A 19,041-nucleotide genomic window follows, 5' to 3' on the forward strand; every position below is an offset into this window, starting at 1 on the left:
TTCGAGTCCCATGCTGAAGACCCACGCGTCGCGCCAGACGTGGTTGTTCGTGGTGGTGGCCCTGCTGGTGCTGGGGGCCGGGCTCGGTCTCCGCGATCCGTGGCCCTCTGACGAACCACGCTTCGCGCTGGTGGCCAGGCAGATGGTCGACAGCGGTTACTGGTTGTTCCCGCATCGCGGTACCGAGCTGTATTCGGACAAGCCGCCGATGCTGATGTGGTGGCAGGCCTCGCTGTATGGCCTGGTTGGCCACTGGCGCGTGGCCTTCCTGCTGCCCTCGCTGCTGGCCGCATTGGGCACGCTGTGGTGCGTGGTCGATCTGGGGCGCCGGCTGTGGACGCGGCAGGTCGGGCTCTGCGCGGGGTGGGCACTGCTGTTCGCGCTGCAGTTCACCTTCCAGGCGAAGAAGGCGCAGATCGATCCGCTGCTGGTGCTGTTCATCACCCTGGCCAACTATGGCCTGCTGCGCCACCTGCTGCTGGGCCCGGCCTGGCGCTGGTGGTGGCTGGGCTGGTTCTTTGCCGGTATCGGGGTGATCACCAAGGGCGTGGGCATGCTGGCGCTGCTGATGATCGTGCCGGCGGCCATCGCTGCAGCCCTGCAGTGGCCCCGTGTTTCCCTGCACGCGCGCGATGGCCGCTTCTGGCTGGCACCGCTGGCCTTCCTGCTGGCGATATCGCTGTGGCTGGCGCCGATGCTGCTGGCCGCGCTGGGCACCGGATCGGACGAGTACCGCGGCTACATCAACGACATCCTGGTGCGGCAGACGGCCCGCCGCTACACGCAGTCCTGGGACCATCACCAGCCGTGGTGGTACTTCTTCGGCGTCATGCCAACGATGTGGATACCCGCGTTCCTGGCGCTGCCATGGGCGATCCCGGCGTGGCGGCGGCGCCTGTGCCGCCGCGATCCACGCTACCTGCTGCCGCTGGCGTGGTGGTTGCTGGTCGTGCTGTTCTTCTCGATTCCCCAGGGCAAGCGTGATGTCTACATCCTGCCGGCGCTGCCGATGTTCTGCCTGGCGCTGGCGCCGCTGCTGCCCGGGCTGCTGAAGCGGCGCGATGTGCAGCGCGTGCTGGGAGGGTTTGCCGCGTTGCTGGCACTGGGATTGAGCCTGGTCGGGGCGCTCGCGTTGCTGGGTGATCCGCGCTTCGAGGTGAACCTTGCCCATGGACGCGGATTGACGCCGGGCGCGACCGATGCACTGGCGTGGACGATCCTGGCGATGGGGCTCTGGGGTGGCTTGAGCCTGGTGGTGACCGGCTGGCGTCGAAGCCATGTGGCGCTGCTATCGACCCTGGCCGTGGCCTGGGTGCTTTACGGCCTGTTCGGCTACCCGTTGCTGAATGATTCAAGCTCTGCGCGTGGTCTGATGCGTGACGTCGGCGCGCGTCTCGGGCCCGGCGCGGAACTGGGGCTGGTGGCCTGGAAGGAACAGAATCTGCTGATGGCGGACCGCCGCGCGGCGACCTTTGGATTCGAGAACCGCTGGCATGAACAGCTGCAGGCGGCCGTGCGCTGGCAGCGCTTGTCCCCCCGGCATCGCTGGTTGCTGGTGAATGACGATGCCATGCAGGAGTGCATTGATCGTTCGCAGGCGCAGATGGCCGGCATATCCAACCGCCGTCGCTGGTGGCTGGTTCCCGCCGGGGCGGTGTCCGGGGCCTGCGTGCCTGACCTGAAGGAGCTCGAGCGCGAGTACCGGCTGCAGGGGCCACCGGATGCGGACTGAACGAATGAGCGGCGGACATGGCCAGTCTGCCTCAACCAGCGGCCTGCTCTGTCCTAGAATGAGGGCCGCTCCCGGCACCGCGCCGGTCTATCGCCATCGACCTGCCGACCGCACCACGTGACCCCGCTTTCCTTGCCTACTTCCCGCACGACGGGCTTCCTGGCCGGCGCCTACGCCGTGGTGCTGGGGGCGTTGCCGACGCTGCTGATGATCACCATGGAGGGCGGCAGCGCGGGGTTCTACCTGGCGATCCTGCTGTCGATCGTCCTGCTGCTGGTGCCCTCGGCCGCTCCGCGCCTGCTGCCCGGTTCCGCCCGGCGCTATGCATGGATGGGCATCGGCATGGGCGTGATGCTGGTCGGCGTGCTGATCAGCCTGGGCGTGCATGGCATCTGGAAGGGATCGGAGGTCGAAAAGGCCGCACGCCTGTTGTCGATGCTGCTGATCCTGTTCGCCGCGCTGCGGGTGCCGCGCAGGATCCTTGCGCGGGCGATGCTGGGCACCCTGCCTGCGGTGTGGTCGGCAGCAGCCATCATTGGCTGGTTGGCGCTGGAGACCGGCGTGCGGCCTGCCACCCAGCAGTTCAATGCGGTGACCTACGGCGACCTGACCCTGTTGTTCGGTGTGCTGAGCCTGATGTCGCTGGGCCTGCCGGTAACCCGTTTCACCCGCATCGAAGCCACGCTGAAGCTGCTGACCGGCATCCTTGGCCTGGTCGCATTCCTGTGGACGCAGACCCGCGGTGGCCTGCTGGCGATTCCCTGCTTCCTGCTGATCGGCCTGCTGGTGATGGGGCGCCGGCTTGGCCGGATGAAGATCCTGCTGGGCCTGGTACTCGCGGCCGGCGTCGGCATCGTCGCCACCCATGATGGTGCGTTGCGCGATCGCATCGATGCGGGCGTGAGCGAGTATGGCGATTGCAGTGCCGACCACCTGGCAGATACCTCGGTCTGCATCCGCCTTCAGTTGTGGACCGCGGCTGGCTACATGATCCGCGAGCAGCCGGTGTTCGGTGTCGGTGGTGGCGACCGCTTCCGCCAGGAACTGGAACGACTTGCCGGACAGGGAAAGGTGTCGGCGATGGTCGCGCGTGATTTCGGCGAGACCCACAACGACCTGCTGTATTTCCTGGCCACCTACGGCGTGCTGGGGGGACTTGGCCTGGTACTGGTGTACGTGGCCCCGGCGCTGGTGTTCGTGCCACGCCTGTGGCGTGGCGACGAACGGTCGCGGTTGCATGCCGCGGCAGGGTTGAGCATCTGCGTGGCATTCGCCGTCTTCGGGGTTACCGAAATGATGCTGCGTGACATGCGGACCGCCTCGTTCTATGCCGCCTGGGTTGCCCTGCTGCTGGCCCTGTCCGAGCCGCGCCGGTCAGATCAGGCTGAGGCCAGCACCGCTTCGTAGCTGGCCAGGGTCGCCCCGGCGAAGGTCTGCAGGCCGAACTCACGCTCTGCATGGCGGCGGGCGGCCATGCCCATCGCCGTCAGCGCCTGGCGTTGTTCATACATCGCCTGCACCTGTGCGGCGATGGCGGCCACGTTGCGGGTGGGCACGACCCAGCCGTCGACTCCCTGCTCGATGTTTTCCGGCAGCCCCGCGTAGTCGCTGACCAGCATCGGCCTGGCGCTGGCCATCATTTCGCGGCAGGCGAAGGAAATTGTCTCGATGTCGTTGGACAGCACGAAGCCGACATCGCCGGCGGCGATCAGTGGGCGCGTATCGGCCAGCAGTCCGGTGAAGTGGACCTGCGCGGCGACATCGCCGAGGGCCTGCACCTGCGCGCGTTGCTGCGCGTTGGGCAGGTGACCTGCGACCGCCATGTGTACGTGCGGCCGGATCGCGTCGGGGAGCAGGGCAATGGCCTGCGCAAGGTCGATCCAGCCCTTGTAGTCATCGGTGCCGGCGTTGCTGACCAGCAGCAGCGCATCCGGATCCTGCGTCCATTGCTGCCGCATTGCCTGGCCGGCGTCGACCGGCAGCGGCGCGAAGCGGTCCAGGTCGACGCCGTTGCGGACCACATCGATCGGGCAGCGCCGGTACGGGCCCTGCTCCAGCAGGCGCCCGGTGTGTGCCGAAACCGCAATCACGCGGTCGGTGGCCCAGCGGGCCCTGAAGGCATTGCCAAGCGTACGGGTGGGCTTGCTGTTGTGCTTGGTCAGGATGATCGGCGGGCGGCGCATGCCGAGCAGTCCCTGCATCACGAAGCGGTGATCACGAGCACCGTTGACGTGGACCAGGTCGATGCCCTCGTCCCGCACCAGCAGGCGCAGCGCATGCTGTTCGGCCAGTTGTCGTGGCAAGGTCGGCAGGCCGCTGCCAAAGGCCATCGGCAGCGGGGTGGCGATTCCTTCCTCGGCCACCGTGCGCAGCAGGCGGCTGTCGGCGGGGGCTGCGACATGGAGCGTGTGCTGGCCATGCAGGGCGCGCGCCAGGGACACGATGTACGTGGTGTGGCCGCCACCGTCGCCATAGTGGAAGTTGGTGTACAGGATTTTCATGGGGGATCTTCAGGCAACGCGCGGCAAGTGTGACACAGCCGGCTCAGGGCCGTTCCACAGGGGCTGGAGGATCGGCCACCGCCTGGCCGTTGCCCAGCATCCAGAGCATGATGGTCTTCTGCCGTACGTAGTTGGCGCGCACATAGGCATAGACCAGGCCGTGCCAGCCGTCGCGGAAGCCGCCGCGGAACAGGAAGCCACGCCAGAACCGCCAGGCCGGCGCCAGCACCAGCTTGCCCAGCGTGGCGCGCTTGCCACGCGCGAACTCGTGCTCGGCCATCATCCGCGCATACTTCTCGGTCTTGGCCAGCTGCTGCTGCAACGATCGATAGGGATAGTGGATGAGATCGCCGCGCAGGGTGCCGACGCTGCCGTCGACGCTGGCCGCCTCGTGGATCTCGCGCTTGCCGCGCCAGCCGCCCTGGCGGCGGTCGAACAGGCGCATCACCCGGTCCGGGTAGGCATTGCCGTGGCGCAGGAACCTGCCAAAGTACTCAGACAGGCGGGCGAAGCGGTAGCCGGCGTGGCCGGCGAAGCCGCCGTCACGGGCCTGTTCGATGGCCGCACGCAGCTCGGGGCTGATGCGCTCGTCGGCATCCAGGCACAGTACCCAGTCGTGGCTGGCCTGCTCGACGCAGAACGCCTTCTGGCTGCGGAAGCCCTCGAACCGACGCTGCAGCACGCGGGCACCGGCAGCCTCGGCGATGGCCACGGTCGCATCGGTGGACTGCGAGTCCACCACCACGATCTCATCGCAGAAGGCCAGCGAGGCCAGGCAGTCGCCGATGCGCCCGGCCTCGTTGAACGCGATAATGCACGCCGAGATGCGAGGCCGTTCGATGGGAGCGGTCGTGGAGGACATGATGGCCGGGTACCTGTTGTTTGCGACGGAGCGCTATGCGCTGCCTATTCTCGCCCCGTTGGCGCAGGCGTTGCACGCGTCCGGGCAGGAGGTTGCGGCCTGGTTAGAAGGCGGCGCGGCCGGCAGCAGCCTGCCGGGGGTGGCCAACGTCGGCCTGAAGCAGGCACTGGCAATGCGCCCGCGGGCGGTGTTCAGCGCGGCCAATTGGGTGCCGACCTTCCTTTCGGGGGCCAAGGTGCAGCTGTTCCATGGCTTCAACGTGGAAAAGCGCGACAGCGCGCGCGGCCACTTCCGGGTGCGCGGCATGTTCGACCTGTACTGCACGCAGGGGCCGGCCACCACCACACCGTTCCGCGAGATCGCGGCCCAGCAGGGCCATTTCGCGGTGGCCGAGACCGGCTGGCCGAAGCTGGACCCGCTGTTCCGCGATGACGGTGGCGAGAGCGCCGCACTGCGCGCGCCGGCCGGCGATCGCCCGGTGATCCTGTTTGGTTCCACCTTCACCGAGCGGCTGAGTGCGGCACCGCACCTGCATGCGCAGATCGCCGCCGATATCGCTGCCGGTGGACGTTACTGGCTGCTGACCCTGCATCCCAAATGTCCGCCGGAACTGTTCGAGCGCTACCGCGCGCTGGCCGGTGCCAATGCCCGCTTCATCGAGCCGGAGCAGGTGATGGCCGCGCAGCGCGCCGCCGATGTGCTGGTGTCGGACACCTCGTCGATCGTTTCGGAGTTCATCGTCCAGCACAAGCCGGTGGTGACCTTCCGCAACCGCGTGCCGAAGCCGCACATGATTGATTTCGACGACCCGGCACAGCTGCCGGCGATGCTGCAGCGCGCGCTGCATCCGGATGCCGCGCTGCAGGCGGAAATCGTGCGTTACGCCGATGCCATCCATCCGTACCGCGACGGCCTGTCCAGCGAGCGGGTAATCGCGGCCACCGAGGATTTCCTGTCCGGTGAAATGGGTGCGCTGCGCCGCAAGCCTCTCGGCAGCTGGGTGCGCGATCTGCAGATCCGAAGGGACCTGGGCTATTGGGGCCCCTCGCAGCGATGATGCCTCGCTGACCCTGCTTTCGGTCGTGCCGGCCGCTGGCCGGCAAACCGGGGGATGTGCAGTTGCCGGCCAGCGGCCGGCACGACCTGATTCAGGCCGGGATCCGACCCCGCATCACCAGCGCAGTTTGCGCCGCGCCAGCGTGGCCGCCAGTTGATCCATCGCCTGCTGTGCCTGTGCCTGCGGCAGATGGTGCAGGGTGAGTGCCACGTCGCCATGCGCACCGGCGGTGTCCAGTTGCAGGCTGCTGGTGCCCAGCACCTTGTCCAGCGGTGAACGCTGCAGGCGCAGGCCCTGCACCTTGTCCAGCTCGGCCCAGCGCCACCAGCGTTTCCACCAGCCGCCGCGCACGGCCACATAGTGCTCGTCCAGATACCAGCCCATGCGTGCCATCTGCCGGTGTGCGACCAACAACGCGACCGGCAGCCAGGCCAGCACGACCAGGCCCCATGGGCCCCAGCGCCAGTACGCGGCGGCGGCCAGCAGCGGCACCAGCAGCAGCGCGCCCAGGCACAGCCGCCACCAGCCACGTTGCGGGATGGACTGCCATTGCGCCGGTGGCCAGTGCAGCTGGGGGAGCAGGTGCTGCACCAATTGCGTGCAATGCTCGCGGGTTGCCAGCGGCGCCAGTTCGCGCAGGGCGCGGTCCTCATCACGCGAAGGGCCACCGGCGGCACTGTCGATGCGCAGCTGGCGCAGCCCGAACCAGCGCTGCAGGGTGCCTTCGCGCAGCGTCCAGGCCTGGATGCGGCGACGTGCCACGCTGCTGCGGGTGCGGCTGAGCATCCCGGCCGACACCGTCAGGCGGCGGTCCTGCTCGACGAGGGTGAAGCCGTGGTAACGCAACAGGGTCAGCACCACTGACAGCACGCGCAGCGCCAGCCATCCCAGCAGCAGGGCCGCCGCCGCTAGCAGCAACGCGCCGGTCACGCCGGGATGCAGGTGGCTGGCATAGCCGAAGGCCTCGCGGCCGCCGCGCTGGATGGCATCGTCCATCACCGGCCGCGGCACTGTCTGGAACAGGACGCCGAACGCGGCGACTGCCAGTGCCCAGCCGCGGTTGGAGAGCAGTCCCATGCGCACCACGTCCCAGCTGGACAGTCGCAGCAGTACGCGTTCGCTGTCGACGTCGGCAATGGGCGGTGCATCGACGGCGTCGTTGGCCTGCGGCGCCTGCCCGCGCTGGCGGACCAGCCGTTCCAGCGCCAGTGCCTGGTCCAGCTTCAGCACCCGCATCTCCGCTTCAGGGCGCACACCGCCGGCCGATTCCAGGCGCAGCTCGGCCACGCCGAACAGGCGGTGCAGCGGGTTCTGTCGCACTTCCACGTTGTGGATGCGGGCGAACGGGATCTCGCGGCGGTTGCGCGCCAACAGGCCACTGCGCACGGTGATCGCATCGCTGCCGATGCGGTAGCGGTAGCTGAGGTACTGCAGCACCGACACCAGGACCAGGGCGGCAATTGCCGTCAGCGGAATCAGCTGCGCCCACATCGGATCGCGGTCGCCGCGCTGGCCGAACACCAGCAGCGCGACCAGTGGCAGGAAGTAGTGGCGCAGCTGCATCAGCAGCACGAACAGCCACGACCACGGGTGCAGGCGGTGGTCCTCGGTACCGGCGGGCGGCGGTGCAGGCAGGGGCGGCGGCAGGCTCACAGGGCGTCGGCGTCCTGGTCGAGCTGGTGGGACAGGGTGTCGCGCAGGCGCTCGGCATCCGCCTCGTCCAGGCCGCTCACGGTCACCGCGCTCATGCGGGTGCCGGCGGTGTGCACGATCAGCGTGGCCAGGCCGGCACGGCGCTCCAGCGGGCCCCGGCGCAGATCGAGATGCTGCACTCGCGAAAGCGGGATGCGCGTCTCCAGCTGCCACATGAGGTCGCGGCGCAGGCCCAGGCCCTGTGCGTCCAGCCGCCAACGGGTGCGGACCAGGCGTCGACGGCCCAGCCACGCACCAAAAGCCACACCCATCAGCAGCCCGGCTGCAGCGGTCCACAGGCCACCGGGCAGATCGAAGAACCACGCCGCCGCCGCCAGTGGCAGGCCCGGGACGAACAGGCCGCCAAAGGCACCTTCCAGTGCGGCCAGGCGGGCTGCGCGTTGCGGCAGTGACTGCCAGTCGGTGGCGGGTGGTGCAGGAATCGTGGCGTCGGTCACGCGGGCTCCGTCAGGCAGCAGGGCGGGCGGTAGCGGCCGTGGCCGCACCGCGCAGACGGTAGCAGGTCGGCTGCGTTACTGGGCAGCCTGGATCAACGCATCGACATCCAGCAGGTGGCCGGCACGGTCGGCCTTGGTGCGCAGGTAGTTCTCGTTCTCGGCAGTGATCTCGCCGGTGACCGGAATGCAGTCCAGCACTTCGATGCCGGCATTGCGCAGGCGCTGTGCCTTGGTCGGGTTGTTGCTGAGCAGCGCCACGCGCGAAATGCCCAGGCCACGCAGCATCGCCACCGCGCTGCCGTAGCGCCGCTCGTCGGCACCGAAGCCCAGCTGCGCATCGGCGTCGATGGTATCCAGGCCGTCGTGCTGGTAGCCATAGGCGCGCATCTTGGCGGCGATGCCGGTGCCGCGGCCCTCCTGGTCCAGGTACAGCAGCACGCCACCACCCAGGTCCTTCAGCTTGCGCAGGCCACGCCGCAGCTGGTCGCCGCAGTCGCACTTGAGTGAACCGAACAGATCGCCGGTCAGGCACGAAGAATGCACGCGTACCGGCACCACTGCCGACAGGTCCGGCTCGCCGACGATGATCGCGACCTGGTCGCGCTGCGCCACGCCGCCGCGGAAGACTGCAAAGGTGGTCATGCCGACGTCGCGCAGCGGAACCGGCGAACGCGCCACCAGTTCGTAGTCGTGGGCCGCATGTGCTGCGCCTTCGGCCAGGTCGCACAGGGCCACCTCGGCCGCACCGTCGAAAGTGTGGTCATCGACGTCCAGGCGCACCGCGACCATCGCTGGCAGCAGCAGACCCAGGCGGGCAAGCTCCACCGCGCCGGCATCGAAGGCGTCGCCGGCGCTCCAGCTTTCGGGCATCGGCCCGGGTTCGCGCAGGTAGCCCAGCGAGGGCAGGGCCTCGAAGGCCACGCCGCTCAGCGGCAGGCGCGCGCCCTGTGGTGCCTCCACGCCGAGCACGCGGGCGCGGGTGGCGGTCAGGAACAGGTAATGGCGCTCGCGGGCGGCAGCGGCGAAGGCGGCGAAGCTGCTGGTCGTGGCGCTGTCCAGCGCGATCACCGCCAGGCGCTGGCCCTGGCCATCGTGGAGCAGCACCGGGCGACCGGCGCGCAGTTCGGCCACCGCGCGTTCGCAGCGGATCGCGGCCGGATCGCCGAACAGGGAAGAAGCAGCAGGCATGGCAGGACCGGGGGAGGCGGACATCGCAGTCTCTATGGGGGCGCCGGCGTCGTATTCAACGTGGTGCGGCCAGTGGTCGCAGGCGGCCGTCAGTGGGGGTGTTCCTCAGTTGCGTACGGGTCTTCCTCGCTACTGCCCGGTGGCCGCAGCGTATAGCGCTTGTAGGTCCACTGGTACTGCGCCGGGTCGCGGCGGGCGATGCGTTCGATGCCGGCGTTGAGGGCGGTGGCCGCCACCAGCGGGTCCGGATCGGCCACGGCCGGGTCGGTCGGCTCGATGTGCAGCGCGAACTCCATGTCCGGCCCGATGCGTTCGCACCAGCCATAGAGCACGGTGGCACCCGTGCGTTCGGCCAGCCGGTTGACCAGGGTCATGGTCAGCGCCTGCACGCCGAAGAACGGCACGAACACGCCGTCGCCGGCCTTGGGCTGCTGGTCGGGCAGGATGCCGGTGGCGCCGCCGTCCTTGAGCACCTTGAACAGCTGGCGCACGGCCGGGCCTTCGGCGCGCACTTGCTGTACGTTCTGGCCGCCGCGCACCAGCTGCAGGAAGGCATCGCTGGCCTCGTCCTCCGGCGGCTTGTAGACGATGGCGATCTGCCCGCGCGAGGCCAGCCACTGGTTCAGCAGCTCCCAGTTGCCGAAGTGTGGCGCGGCCACGATCACGCCCTTGCCGCTGGCCAGGGCGGCGTCGTACAGGGCCTCGCCATGGCGCTGCTTCAGGTGCAGGCGCAGGTTGTCGGCCGGCGCCTGGCTCCACAGCCGCAGGGTTTCGATGGCCTGCAGCGCGGTGGAGCGCAGCAGATCACGGTGCAGGCGGTCGCGCGCGGCGCCATCCAGTTCCGGGTAGGCCAGTTCCAGGTTGCGCCGGGTGACGCGGCTCTCACGGGCATTGAGGGCGATCCACGCCCACGCCAGGGCGCGCGCGAACGCCCGCAGCAGCGGCCAGGGCAGGCGGGCGAACAGGGTGGTGGCGCGGTAGACCAGCCGGGCTTTGCGTTGCGGATTCATCGGCGCCAGTTTAGCCAAGGGCGCTGCTATCGTGGCCGGCCCTGTTCATTGGAAGCCCACGATGCTCGTCCTGATCCAGCGTGTCAGCCAGGCCGCCGTCCATGTCGACGATGAGGCCGTGGGGCAGATCGGCCCTGGCCTGTTGGCCCTGGTCGGCATGGAGCCGGGCGATACCGAGGCCCAGTTGCGGCGGATGGCCGAGCGCCTGCTGGGCTACCGGGTATTCGCCGACGAGGCCGGGAAGATGAACCGCTCGCTGCGCGATACCGGCGGCGGCCTGCTGCTGGTCAGCCAGTTCACCCTGGCCGCCGACACCCGTTCGGGCATGCGGCCGAGCTTCACCACGGCCGCGCCGCCGGAAGAGGCTGAACGCGGGTTCAACCGTTTTGTTGAGATCTGTCGTGAAAATCACGCGCCAGGGGTGGAAACGGGCCGATTTGGTGCCCATATGGTCGTCAGCCTGGTCAATGACGGTCCCGTGACCTTCCTTCTCCGGCCCTGAGCCTGCGGGACCACCGCCCGGCAGGCAGGGCCCCGGGCTGGTATAATGCTACGTTCCCTATTTCTCCCTGCCGGTGGCGCGAGCACTACATGGCCAACGAACGTCCTGCCCAATCCGAAATCAAGCAACTGATCAGCAAGGGCCTGGAACAGGGCTACCTGACCTACGCCGAAGTCAATGACCATCTGCCGGACGACATGGTCGACCCGGAACAGATCGAAGACATCATCGGCATGATCAACGGCATGGGCATCGATGTCCATGAAGTTGCGCCGGATGTGGAAACCCTGCTTCTCAACGATGGCAACACCGGCAACCGCGAAGTCGATGACACCGCGGCTGAAGAAGCTGCCGCCGCGCTGAGCGCGCTCGACACCGAAGGTGGCCGTACCACCGACCCGGTGCGCATGTACATGCGCGAAATGGGCACCGTCGAGCTGCTGACCCGCGAAGGCGAAATCGCCATCGCCAAGCGCATCGAGGAAGGCCTTTCGCAGGTCCAGGCGGCCCTGGGCCAGTTCCCGGTTTCGGTCGAGTCGCTGCTGAACGACTACGAAGCCCACAAGGAAGGCAAGAAGCGCCTGGCCGAAGTGATCGTCGGCTTCAACGACCTGGTCGACGAAGAGCCGGCGCCGCCGGCGGTCGCTGCCGATGACAGCGCCGATGCGGACGCCGAAGGCGACGAGGACGAGGACGACGATGTCGACGGTGGCGATGAAGAAGCCGCACCGACCGGTCCGGATCCGGAGGAAGTCGCCGCGCGCATGCAGGCGCTGAGCGATGCCTTCAACGCCTTCAAGAAGGCCGCGACCAAGGGCGACAAGAAGAACCTGCCGCGCCTGCGCGAAGAAATGTCGGCGGTGTTCGTCACCCTGAAGCTGCCGCTGCCGCTGACCGACGTGCTGACCAAGCAGCTGCGCGACACCATGGCATCGATCAAGGCCCATGAGCGCCGCGTGCTGAACCTGGCGACCGTTACCGCCCGCATGCCGCGCAAGGACTTCATCCGTTCCTGGGAAGGCAACCAGACCAACCTGGAGTGGGTGGAAGACGCGCTGAAGCGCAAGCAGAAGTGGTCCTCGGCGCTGCGCGAAGTGAAGGACCAGATCATTGCCGAACAGCAGGCGACGATCGACATCGAGACGCTGACCCAGCTGGACCTGGAAGAGCTGAAGGAAATCAGCCGTGCCATGGCCTACGGTGAAGCCAAGGCGCGCAAGGCCAAGAAGGAAATGGTCGAGGCCAACCTGCGCCTGGTCATCTCCATCGCCAAGAAGTACACCAACCGTGGCCTGCAGTTCCTCGACCTGATCCAGGAAGGCAACATCGGCCTGATGAAGGCCGTGGACAAGTTCGAGTACCGCCGCGGTTACAAGTTCTCGACCTACGCCACCTGGTGGATCCGCCAGGCGATCACCCGCTCGATCGCCGACCAGGCACGCACCATCCGTATTCCGGTGCACATGATCGAGACGATCAACAAGTTGAACCGCATTTCCCGCCAGATGCTCCAGCAGTACGGCCGCGAGGCTACGCCGGAGGAGCTGGCCAAGGAAATGGACATGCCGGAAGACAAGATCCGCAAGGTGATGAAGATCGCCAAGGAGCCGATCTCGATGGAAACCCCGATCGGCGACGACGAGGATTCCCATCTGGGCGACTTCATCGAGGACACCAACGTGGAGTCCCCGATCGAGAACACCACCAACATCAATCTGTCTGAAACCGTGCGCGACGTGCTGGCCGGCCTCACCCCGAGGGAAGCCAAGGTGCTGCGCATGCGCTTCGGCATCGACATGAACACCGACCACACGCTGGAAGAGGTCGGCAAGCAGTTCGACGTGACCCGCGAGCGCATCCGCCAGATCGAAGCGAAGGCCCTGCGCAAGCTGCGTCACCCGAGCCGCTCGGAGCAGCTGCGCAGCTTCCTGGATATCGATTGATTTCCAGCGGCTGTTGAAGCGTTGAGAGAAACCCCGCCTGGTGCGGGGTTTTTCTTTTTGGGGTGTGTGTGCTTTCTGTAGAGCCGTGCCAGCTGCTGTTTGCGATGACGTATCCAGCAGGTCTTCTCAACGGCTGCGCGTTTGCGCCGCTATTGGATTGGGAAGATGTGATGCGCGACGAGCGCGAGGATTCACTGGGATTCGCCCGAAGAGCGACGCTGGCGTTGCTGACGCAGTCTGGTGCTGGATTATTTGCTGGCTTCGGCGGCGGACAACCAGAAGGGGCTGGAAGAGACCAGGAGGACTGTGGCGCTGTTCCACGCGCACCTGCGGCGGCAGGTGTGGTTTGCGGAAGTGGCGGAGAAGCGGTTGGGGCATGTGGCTGAGGCTCTTGCTGCTGCCGGGTAGCCGATCGAGCGCGGCCTCCACTACACTGTGAGGCTGCGCCGGGCCTATAGCTCAACGGTTAGAGCAGGGGACTCATAATCCCTTGGTTCCAGGTTCGAATCCTGGTGGGCCCACCAACCGACCTCGCCTGACCGGTCGCAGGTCTCATCGCTCCCCAGCGCGACCTGCAGCGTCGGTACCATCTGATCCGCACACAGGGATCGACCATGGCCAGCACCGATACGCCGGTGGAAGACTTCACCAACGAAATCGAAGACAGCCGGCACCTGTTTGCCTGGTGCCTGGTCCACTATGGACAGGTGCCCGAGGCGCTGGCACTTGAACAGGCACGCCAACGCTATCCCGACCAGAGCCCCGGCCGCGATTACGAGCACGCGCTGATCTTCCACGACGAGCCCTGGCATTGGGCGATGCTGCAGGTGGAAGGGGAAGGTTATTGGCACCGGCGCCCGGAACTGGCGCAGCCATCGCTGGACTATGAAGCCGAATCGGACGCACTGTGCCTGGCCCGCAGTGAGCGGGTCCCACTGCTGGATGAGGACGAGTACCTTGGCGCGCTCGCGCATGCGCGCCACATGCGTGCATGGACGCTGGTCCATCAGACAGGTCGTTCGCCGGATGAAGCGCGCCAGGAGGCGCTCGGCCACTACGCATATCATCCGCGCCATCATCGCGGTCGATTTCAGGTTCATGATCCGCGTGATGGCTGGCGTCATGTGATGAGCGTATTGCATGGCGACGATTACTGGGCGCGACCAGAGTTGCGGGAACCGCCACAGGCCTATTGGAGCGAGTCCCGCGCCTTTGTTTCGGCGCAGGGAATCCGCTTGCCGGACCCTCCGGGCTGAGGCCTGCTCGGCCGGCGAAGGCGCAGCACCGTCGATCACCGCACTCTGTGCCGAATGACACATGCCCCGCCATTTCTGCTGGCGGGAAGATGGCGGCATCCCGAAGTGGAGTGTTCTGATGCCTGGTACGCTCAGTCGTCGCGCCTTCCTGGCCAATGTCGCGGCTGTTCCGGCGGCCACGCTCATGCCCACCGGTGTTGCCACGGCGGCGCAGCCCACCGTCACCACCGGGAACCTGATCGAAGCGGAGCGCAGCGTGATCCGCTCCGCCATGCAAGGCAGCGGCATCGGTGCCGCTGCCGTCTGCCTGGTCGAAGGCGGGCAGGTGCGCTGGCTCGAGGGCTTCGGGTACGCGTCGGGTCACGGTAGTGCAGCAGTAGACGCCAGCACGATGTTCAGCATCCAGTCCACCTCGAAGAATTTCGCGGCGGTGGCGGTGCTGTTGGCCGTGCAGGACGGCATTCTTGATCTGGATGCGCCCATTACCCGCTATCTGCCGTCGTTCACCGTGCGCAGTCGCTTCGAGCATTCCCCGCAGGAGCGCATCACCCTGCGCCTGCTGCTTGCCAACCGCGCGGGATTCACGCACGAGGCGCCGCTGGGCAACAATTACGAACCGGCGTCACCGGGCTTTGATGCGCACGTCCGCAGCATCTCGCAGACATGGCTGCGCTTTCCGGTGGGTACGCGCTATCGCTATTCCAACCTGGGCTTCGACCTTGCCGGTCATGTCCTTGAGCAGGTTGCGGGCATTGGCTATCCGGCATGGCTGCAACGCCGGATCTTCGAGCCGCTGGGAATGCACGACAGTACGGCCGATGCGTCGGTCTACCTGGCAAGCAAGGGTCGGGCACTGGGAACCCAGGAGGGCTATGCGCAGGTGCCGCCAGTGACACCGCTGGTGGTGTCGGGAGGCGTCTGGACCAGTGCCGCCGACATGGCGAAGTATCTTGGCTTCCTGCTCGGTGGCGGCCGATCCGGTGCGCAGCAACTGCTTGAGCCCCGTCTCTGGGACCAGATGCATGGTTTCGGCCTGGGCGGTGACTACGGGCTCGGTGTAATGCGCAGCGAACGCCTCTACGGCAGTACGCCGGTGCGGCTGCTTCACCATCGCGGCGGAGGCTTCGGATTCGGGTGCGTGTTCACCTACTGCAGGCAGGCCAACGCTGGATTTGCCGCGATGTTCAACCGCGCGACGTCCGCGGGGTACGGCATCGGCGAGCGTCTGATCGATCAGCTGCTGTCGGCGCGTTTCGGGCCCCGTCAGCCGCGTGTGCCGCTATCGTCCCTGGCGCCGATCAGGTTGAACCAGGACCAGATGCAGCGGATGGCGGGAGACTGGATAGGGCGCAGCGGCAAGGCGAAGATCGTGGTTGCCGGAAGCGGTGAACTGCAACTGCATCGTGGGGCGCAAGCTGTGGGCAGACGGTTTGCGGCCATCGACAGCGACCGACTGTTCACCGCGGACACCGATGGAGAGGTTGCGACGTACCGTCACCATGCGGCGACGGAGAGGCTGCCGGCGCACCTGGAATGTACGAACGGCGAGGATAGCCTGGACCAGAACGATCCCATCGATGGGTCCACCGGGCCGCACGCGCCCCATTGGCAACCCTGGCTGGGGCGCTATCGCATCGACCAATGGGGAAAACCGTCGATGTCCGTTGTGCTGGAGCAGCGACAGGGCTGGCTGTACATCGATGGCATCCGCCTGGTCACTGAAGTGGAGCCAGGCCTGCTGTTCACCAGCGATGGCGAAGCGGTGGATTTCCGCAGCTCCCAGCCGACATGGCGCAACCTGCGTCTGCAGCGCGTCCAGCCCGTGGGCCAGGGATGACGGCGGCATGCCGCGTGCTCATCCGCGCCGCCCACGCCCATCGATGCTGTAGCGCCCCGCCCCGGTGCAGGCCAGCAGCAGGAAGCCACCGGCCAGCCCCAGGTTCTTCAGGAACATGATCTGCTGGGTGGGGTCGCCAACGTTGTGGTGGAAGATGAAGGCGGTGACCAGGCTGAAGCCTGCCAGCACGATCGATACCAGCCGGGTCTGGAAGCCCAGCAGGATGCACAGGCCGCTGCCGATCTCAAAGGCGATGGTAGGCCACAGCAGGATGCCGGGTACCCCCATCGCTTCCATGTAGCCCTGGGTACCGCTGAGGTCGCCGAGCTTGCCGATGCCGGACACCAGGAACAGTGCCATCAGCAGGATGCGCGCAAGCAGGTAGGCGAGCGAATGCGATGAGTTGCTCACGTCGAAGTCCTCGGAGATGGCTGCCGAAGGCGATCGGAGCCCACCGGCAGTGAAGCCCGTGTCTACGTACCGGGCAAGGCGGCTTGACAGCTGGCCGGCCGCAGGACACCTTTCCATCATGACGATCGATATTGAATCGCTCAGCCTTCGGGAGCTGGGCGCCTTGGTGGTTGCGGCTGAACAGCGGAAACAGCTCATTTCCAGCCGCCGTCCGGCCAGCGCGGTGCGGCGGATGTTGAAGGCTGCTGCGGCCGAAGCCGGCTACACCCTCGAAGAACTCTTCGGTGGCGAAGCTTCGGAAACACCTGCGCCCGCCCGCAAACCCACCCGCCGTAAATCCGGCAAAGTCGCGCCCAAGTATCGCGACCCGGAATACAAGCGCCTGACCTGGACCGGTCGCGGGCGCATGCCGCGCTGGTTGGCGTCCAAGGTGTCGATGGGCCACAAGGCCACCGATTTCCTGATTCCTGGCTTGGCCAGGCCGACCGCTGGCAAGACCAGCACCATCGGCAAGCGGACTGTCATCAAGAAGGGATGAGGCTGCAGCACTGCTACCCTGCCCGGGTCTTTCAACCAAGGAGCACCGGATGGCACACGAGGGTGGCATGACGATCACGCCGAAAGTCCTGTACACAGCCGCAGGCGTGGCCGTGCTGGTCAGCCTGTTGGCCTGGGCGGTGGAATGGAGCGGGATGGCCTATGTCTGCCCATACTGCCGCGTACAACGCACTGTCATCGGTGTGCTGGGGGTGCTGACATTGTTCGCGCGGCCGGGGAGCCTCATCGTGCCCTGGTTGTCGTACACAGCGGGCGGCTTCGCGTTCGTGGTTGCAGCGATGCAGCACTTCAATGGCTGGAAGCGCATTTCCGCCGGCGATTTCAGTTTCAACGCGCAGTGGTACATCGACCCGTGGCTGCTGTCAGGCTGCGCGATGCTGATCCTGGTAGCGCAGCTGATGCTGGTGCAGGCCGCCTGCCGGCGCAGCTTGCGCTGAGTGTTTCCCCCCATGGCGTGGAACTACCCGTTCTGGAATACCGCCAACTGCGCAGCAAACGCGCGCTGATAGGCGGGACGCTGCGTCGCCCGTGCCACATAGGCTACCAGCAGCGGGTACTCGTCGAGCAGGCCGCTGCTCTTCAGGCGCAGCAGTACCGAGACCATCATCAGATCGCCCACGCTGAACCCGCCGTCCAGCCACGCTGCCGCGCCCAACCACGCGGACAGTTGTGAGAGACGCATCCGCACGCGCTCGTCCAGCATCACCAATCGCTGTGCATACCAGGGCTGTTCGCGCTCCAGCACCCAGGCCATCGAGCGCTCGACGATGGGTGGCTCCACCGTATTCAACGCGGCGAACACCCACATGACTGCGCGCATGCGTGCATCCGGACCGACGGGCAGCAGGCCGGCATGCTGTTCGGCCAGGTGCAGGACGATCGCGCCGGATTCGAACAGGACCTGGTCGCCCTCCTGCCAGGTGGGAATCTGTCCGAAGGGATTCCGCGCCAGGTGGGCAGGTTGCTTCATTTCGGCGAAGGTCAGCAGCTGCACGTCATAGGGCACGCCCAGTTCCTCCAGCGCCCAGCGCACGCGCATGTCACGGGCCAGGCCCTGGCCGCGGTCGGGGGAGGTGGCAAAGGCGGTGAGGATGGGGGACATCGCGGCGCTCCTGCAGGCGGGAAGGCCTGTCTCTTCTGTTCCGACGAACGACGAGGACGGAAATCGACATCCCTCGATGCGCTCTTCACCCCGCCTGATGCAGTTTCCGGTACTGGTCCGGCGTGCACTGTGCGTGCCGCTTGAACATCTCTGCGAAGGCGCTGACGCCGGAGTAGCCCAGCTCCTCGGCAATCCGGCTGATCGGCCGGCGTGTGCACAGCGCTTCGGTGGCACGCACGAACTTCACCCGACCGCGCCAGTCACCGAGTGACATGCCCAGCTCACTGCGTGCCATGCGTTCCAGCTTGCGTACGCTCATGTGGTGCCGCTGCGCGATATCGGCGACCGACTCGGCTGCGGACAGGTGCTTCTCGATGTACGCCATCACCTGTTTCAGGGCATCGCTGCTGGCGATCGGCAGGAAGCTGGGCAGCACTGCGGCATTGAGGATCTGGTCGATCACCACGGCGGCCATGCGCCGCTGGGCCGGCGTCCGCGGATCGGTCACGCCCTGTCGCGCCAGCTCGTGCAGCAGCTCGCGCAGCAATGGGCTGACTTCCAGCGCACTGCAACGCTCGGGCAGGCGGCGTGACAACGCCGGCGACAGGTAGGCCGAGCGATAGGCCAACCGCGACCGGTTGCGCGAATAGTGGGGCATTCCCGGTGGGATCCAGATCGCGTAATGGGGTGGGGACACCATCCACTCGCCGTCGATCTTCATCTCCATCACCCCTTGTGCGACGAAGTTGAACTGGCCCCAAGGATGGCTGTGCGTGCCCCAGTCGGTGGGCTCCATCGCACCCTGCCGGAAGTAGACCGGACCGGGCAGCTGGCGGAAGGTGGGGATGGGCTCCATCGGTTGCCGCAACCCGGGGTCGGAGTGACGCATTTTCAGGATGTCCTCGATATGCGCCAAGCGTACGCTGGCCATT

Annotated in this window: 18 protein-coding genes and 1 tRNA gene; 10 read left to right on the forward strand and 9 right to left on the reverse strand. The window is 66.9% G+C overall.

The window, feature by feature from the left end:
• Window positions 1-10: 10 nt before the first annotated feature.
• Window positions 11-1,732: an ArnT family glycosyltransferase gene (locus tag AC5P9F_RS04165; RefSeq protein WP_133050274.1), complete on the forward strand. Its 1,722-nt coding sequence runs from the start codon at window positions 11-13 to the stop codon at window positions 1,730-1,732.
• A 132-nt stretch (window positions 1,733-1,864) separates the two neighbouring features.
• Window positions 1,865-3,139, forward strand: a complete 1,275-nt coding sequence (locus AC5P9F_RS04170; RefSeq protein ID WP_199801545.1) for an O-antigen ligase family protein — start codon at window positions 1,865-1,867, stop codon at window positions 3,137-3,139.
• Here the strand turns inward: AC5P9F_RS04170 and AC5P9F_RS04175 are convergent.
• Both AC5P9F_RS04175 and AC5P9F_RS04180 read right to left on the reverse strand, forming a co-directional pair.
• Window positions 3,112-4,233 carry a glycosyltransferase family 4 protein gene (locus AC5P9F_RS04175; protein ID WP_133050275.1) on the reverse strand — a complete coding sequence of 374 codons (1,122 nt, stop codon included), beginning with the start codon at window positions 4,231-4,233 and terminating at the stop codon, window positions 3,112-3,114. The two genes, AC5P9F_RS04170 and AC5P9F_RS04175, sit on opposite strands and share 28 nt — an antisense overlap.
• Window positions 4,234-4,276: 43 nt before the next feature.
• Window positions 4,277-5,095, reverse strand: coding sequence for a glycosyltransferase family 2 protein (locus AC5P9F_RS04180; RefSeq protein ID WP_005414597.1), 819 nt, complete (start codon window positions 5,093-5,095; stop codon window positions 4,277-4,279).
• On the opposite strand from AC5P9F_RS04180, the gene AC5P9F_RS04185 reads away from it, so the two are divergent.
• A complete protein-coding gene (locus tag AC5P9F_RS04185; RefSeq protein WP_088431972.1) occupies window positions 5,094-6,152 on the forward strand; it encodes a CDP-glycerol glycerophosphotransferase family protein in 1,059 nt (352 codons plus the stop codon). The genes AC5P9F_RS04180 and AC5P9F_RS04185 overlap by 2 nt on opposite strands.
• A 114-nt stretch (window positions 6,153-6,266) precedes the next feature.
• On the opposite strand, the gene AC5P9F_RS04190 is transcribed toward AC5P9F_RS04185, so the two are convergent.
• The 4 genes from AC5P9F_RS04190 to AC5P9F_RS04205 form a co-directional block, all read right to left on the reverse strand.
• Window positions 6,267-7,805 carry a PH domain-containing protein gene (locus AC5P9F_RS04190; RefSeq protein ID WP_165711080.1) on the reverse strand — a complete coding sequence of 513 codons (1,539 nt, stop codon included), beginning with the start codon at window positions 7,803-7,805 and terminating at the stop codon, window positions 6,267-6,269.
• Complete coding sequence (locus AC5P9F_RS04195; RefSeq protein WP_005411183.1) at window positions 7,802-8,302, reverse strand: PH domain-containing protein; 501 nt, start codon at window positions 8,300-8,302, stop codon at window positions 7,802-7,804. Before AC5P9F_RS04195 ends, AC5P9F_RS04190 begins: the two co-directional genes overlap by 4 nt.
• 75 nt (window positions 8,303-8,377) lie before the next feature.
• Entirely contained in the window at window positions 8,378-9,514 is a 1,137-nt protein-coding gene (gene ribA / locus AC5P9F_RS04200) for a GTP cyclohydrolase II RibA (protein WP_033834003.1), read from the reverse strand.
• A gap of 65 nt (window positions 9,515-9,579) precedes the next feature.
• Window positions 9,580-10,500 carry a lauroyl acyltransferase gene (locus tag AC5P9F_RS04205; protein WP_005411181.1) on the reverse strand — a complete coding sequence of 307 codons (921 nt, stop codon included), beginning with the start codon at window positions 10,498-10,500 and terminating at the stop codon, window positions 9,580-9,582.
• A gap of 61 nt (window positions 10,501-10,561) precedes the next feature.
• Between AC5P9F_RS04205 and dtd the strand changes: the two genes are divergently transcribed.
• From dtd to AC5P9F_RS04230, 5 genes are all read left to right on the forward strand, one after another.
• Complete coding sequence (gene dtd, locus AC5P9F_RS04210; protein ID WP_005411180.1) at window positions 10,562-11,002, forward strand: D-aminoacyl-tRNA deacylase; 441 nt, start codon at window positions 10,562-10,564, stop codon at window positions 11,000-11,002.
• Window positions 11,003-11,091: 89 nt separating this feature from the next.
• Complete coding sequence (gene rpoD, locus AC5P9F_RS04215; RefSeq protein ID WP_005411179.1) at window positions 11,092-12,945, forward strand: RNA polymerase sigma factor RpoD; 1,854 nt, start codon at window positions 11,092-11,094, stop codon at window positions 12,943-12,945.
• 448 nt (window positions 12,946-13,393) lie between these two features.
• A tRNA-Ile gene (locus tag AC5P9F_RS04220) sits at window positions 13,394-13,469 on the forward strand.
• 90 nt (window positions 13,470-13,559) lie between these two features.
• Window positions 13,560-14,201, forward strand: a complete 642-nt coding sequence (locus AC5P9F_RS04225; RefSeq protein ID WP_111188971.1) for a hypothetical protein — start codon at window positions 13,560-13,562, stop codon at window positions 14,199-14,201.
• A gap of 61 nt (window positions 14,202-14,262) precedes the next feature.
• Window positions 14,263-16,038 (forward strand): serine hydrolase domain-containing protein, encoded by a 1,776-nt coding sequence (locus AC5P9F_RS04230; protein ID WP_495231892.1) that lies wholly within the window; start codon window positions 14,263-14,265, stop codon window positions 16,036-16,038.
• An 18-nt stretch (window positions 16,039-16,056) separates the two neighbouring features.
• Here AC5P9F_RS04230 and AC5P9F_RS04235 read toward each other — a convergent pair whose 3' ends face one another.
• Window positions 16,057-16,449: a DoxX family protein gene (locus AC5P9F_RS04235; protein WP_005411176.1), complete on the reverse strand. Its 393-nt coding sequence runs from the start codon at window positions 16,447-16,449 to the stop codon at window positions 16,057-16,059.
• A gap of 118 nt (window positions 16,450-16,567) precedes the next feature.
• Here AC5P9F_RS04235 and AC5P9F_RS04240 point away from each other — a divergent pair, with 118 nt between their 5' ends.
• Complete coding sequence (locus AC5P9F_RS04240; protein ID WP_005414575.1) at window positions 16,568-16,987, forward strand: H-NS histone family protein; 420 nt, start codon at window positions 16,568-16,570, stop codon at window positions 16,985-16,987.
• A 49-nt stretch (window positions 16,988-17,036) separates the two neighbouring features.
• Window positions 17,037-17,444 carry a hypothetical protein gene (locus tag AC5P9F_RS04245; RefSeq protein WP_024957909.1) on the forward strand — a complete coding sequence of 136 codons (408 nt, stop codon included), beginning with the start codon at window positions 17,037-17,039 and terminating at the stop codon, window positions 17,442-17,444.
• Window positions 17,445-17,467: 23 nt separating this feature from the next.
• Here AC5P9F_RS04245 and AC5P9F_RS04250 read toward each other — a convergent pair whose 3' ends face one another.
• Together AC5P9F_RS04250 and AC5P9F_RS04255 are read right to left on the reverse strand one after the other, a co-directional pair.
• Window positions 17,468-18,109 carry a glutathione S-transferase family protein gene (locus AC5P9F_RS04250; protein WP_005411173.1) on the reverse strand — a complete coding sequence of 214 codons (642 nt, stop codon included), beginning with the start codon at window positions 18,107-18,109 and terminating at the stop codon, window positions 17,468-17,470.
• A gap of 85 nt (window positions 18,110-18,194) precedes the next feature.
• A complete protein-coding gene (locus AC5P9F_RS04255; RefSeq protein WP_088431974.1) occupies window positions 18,195-18,998 on the reverse strand; it encodes an AraC family transcriptional regulator in 804 nt (267 codons plus the stop codon).
• Between the last annotated feature and the right edge of the window lie 43 nt (window positions 18,999-19,041).

It is taken from the genome of Stenotrophomonas sp. YJH_SMC_4 (assembly GCF_059371575.1).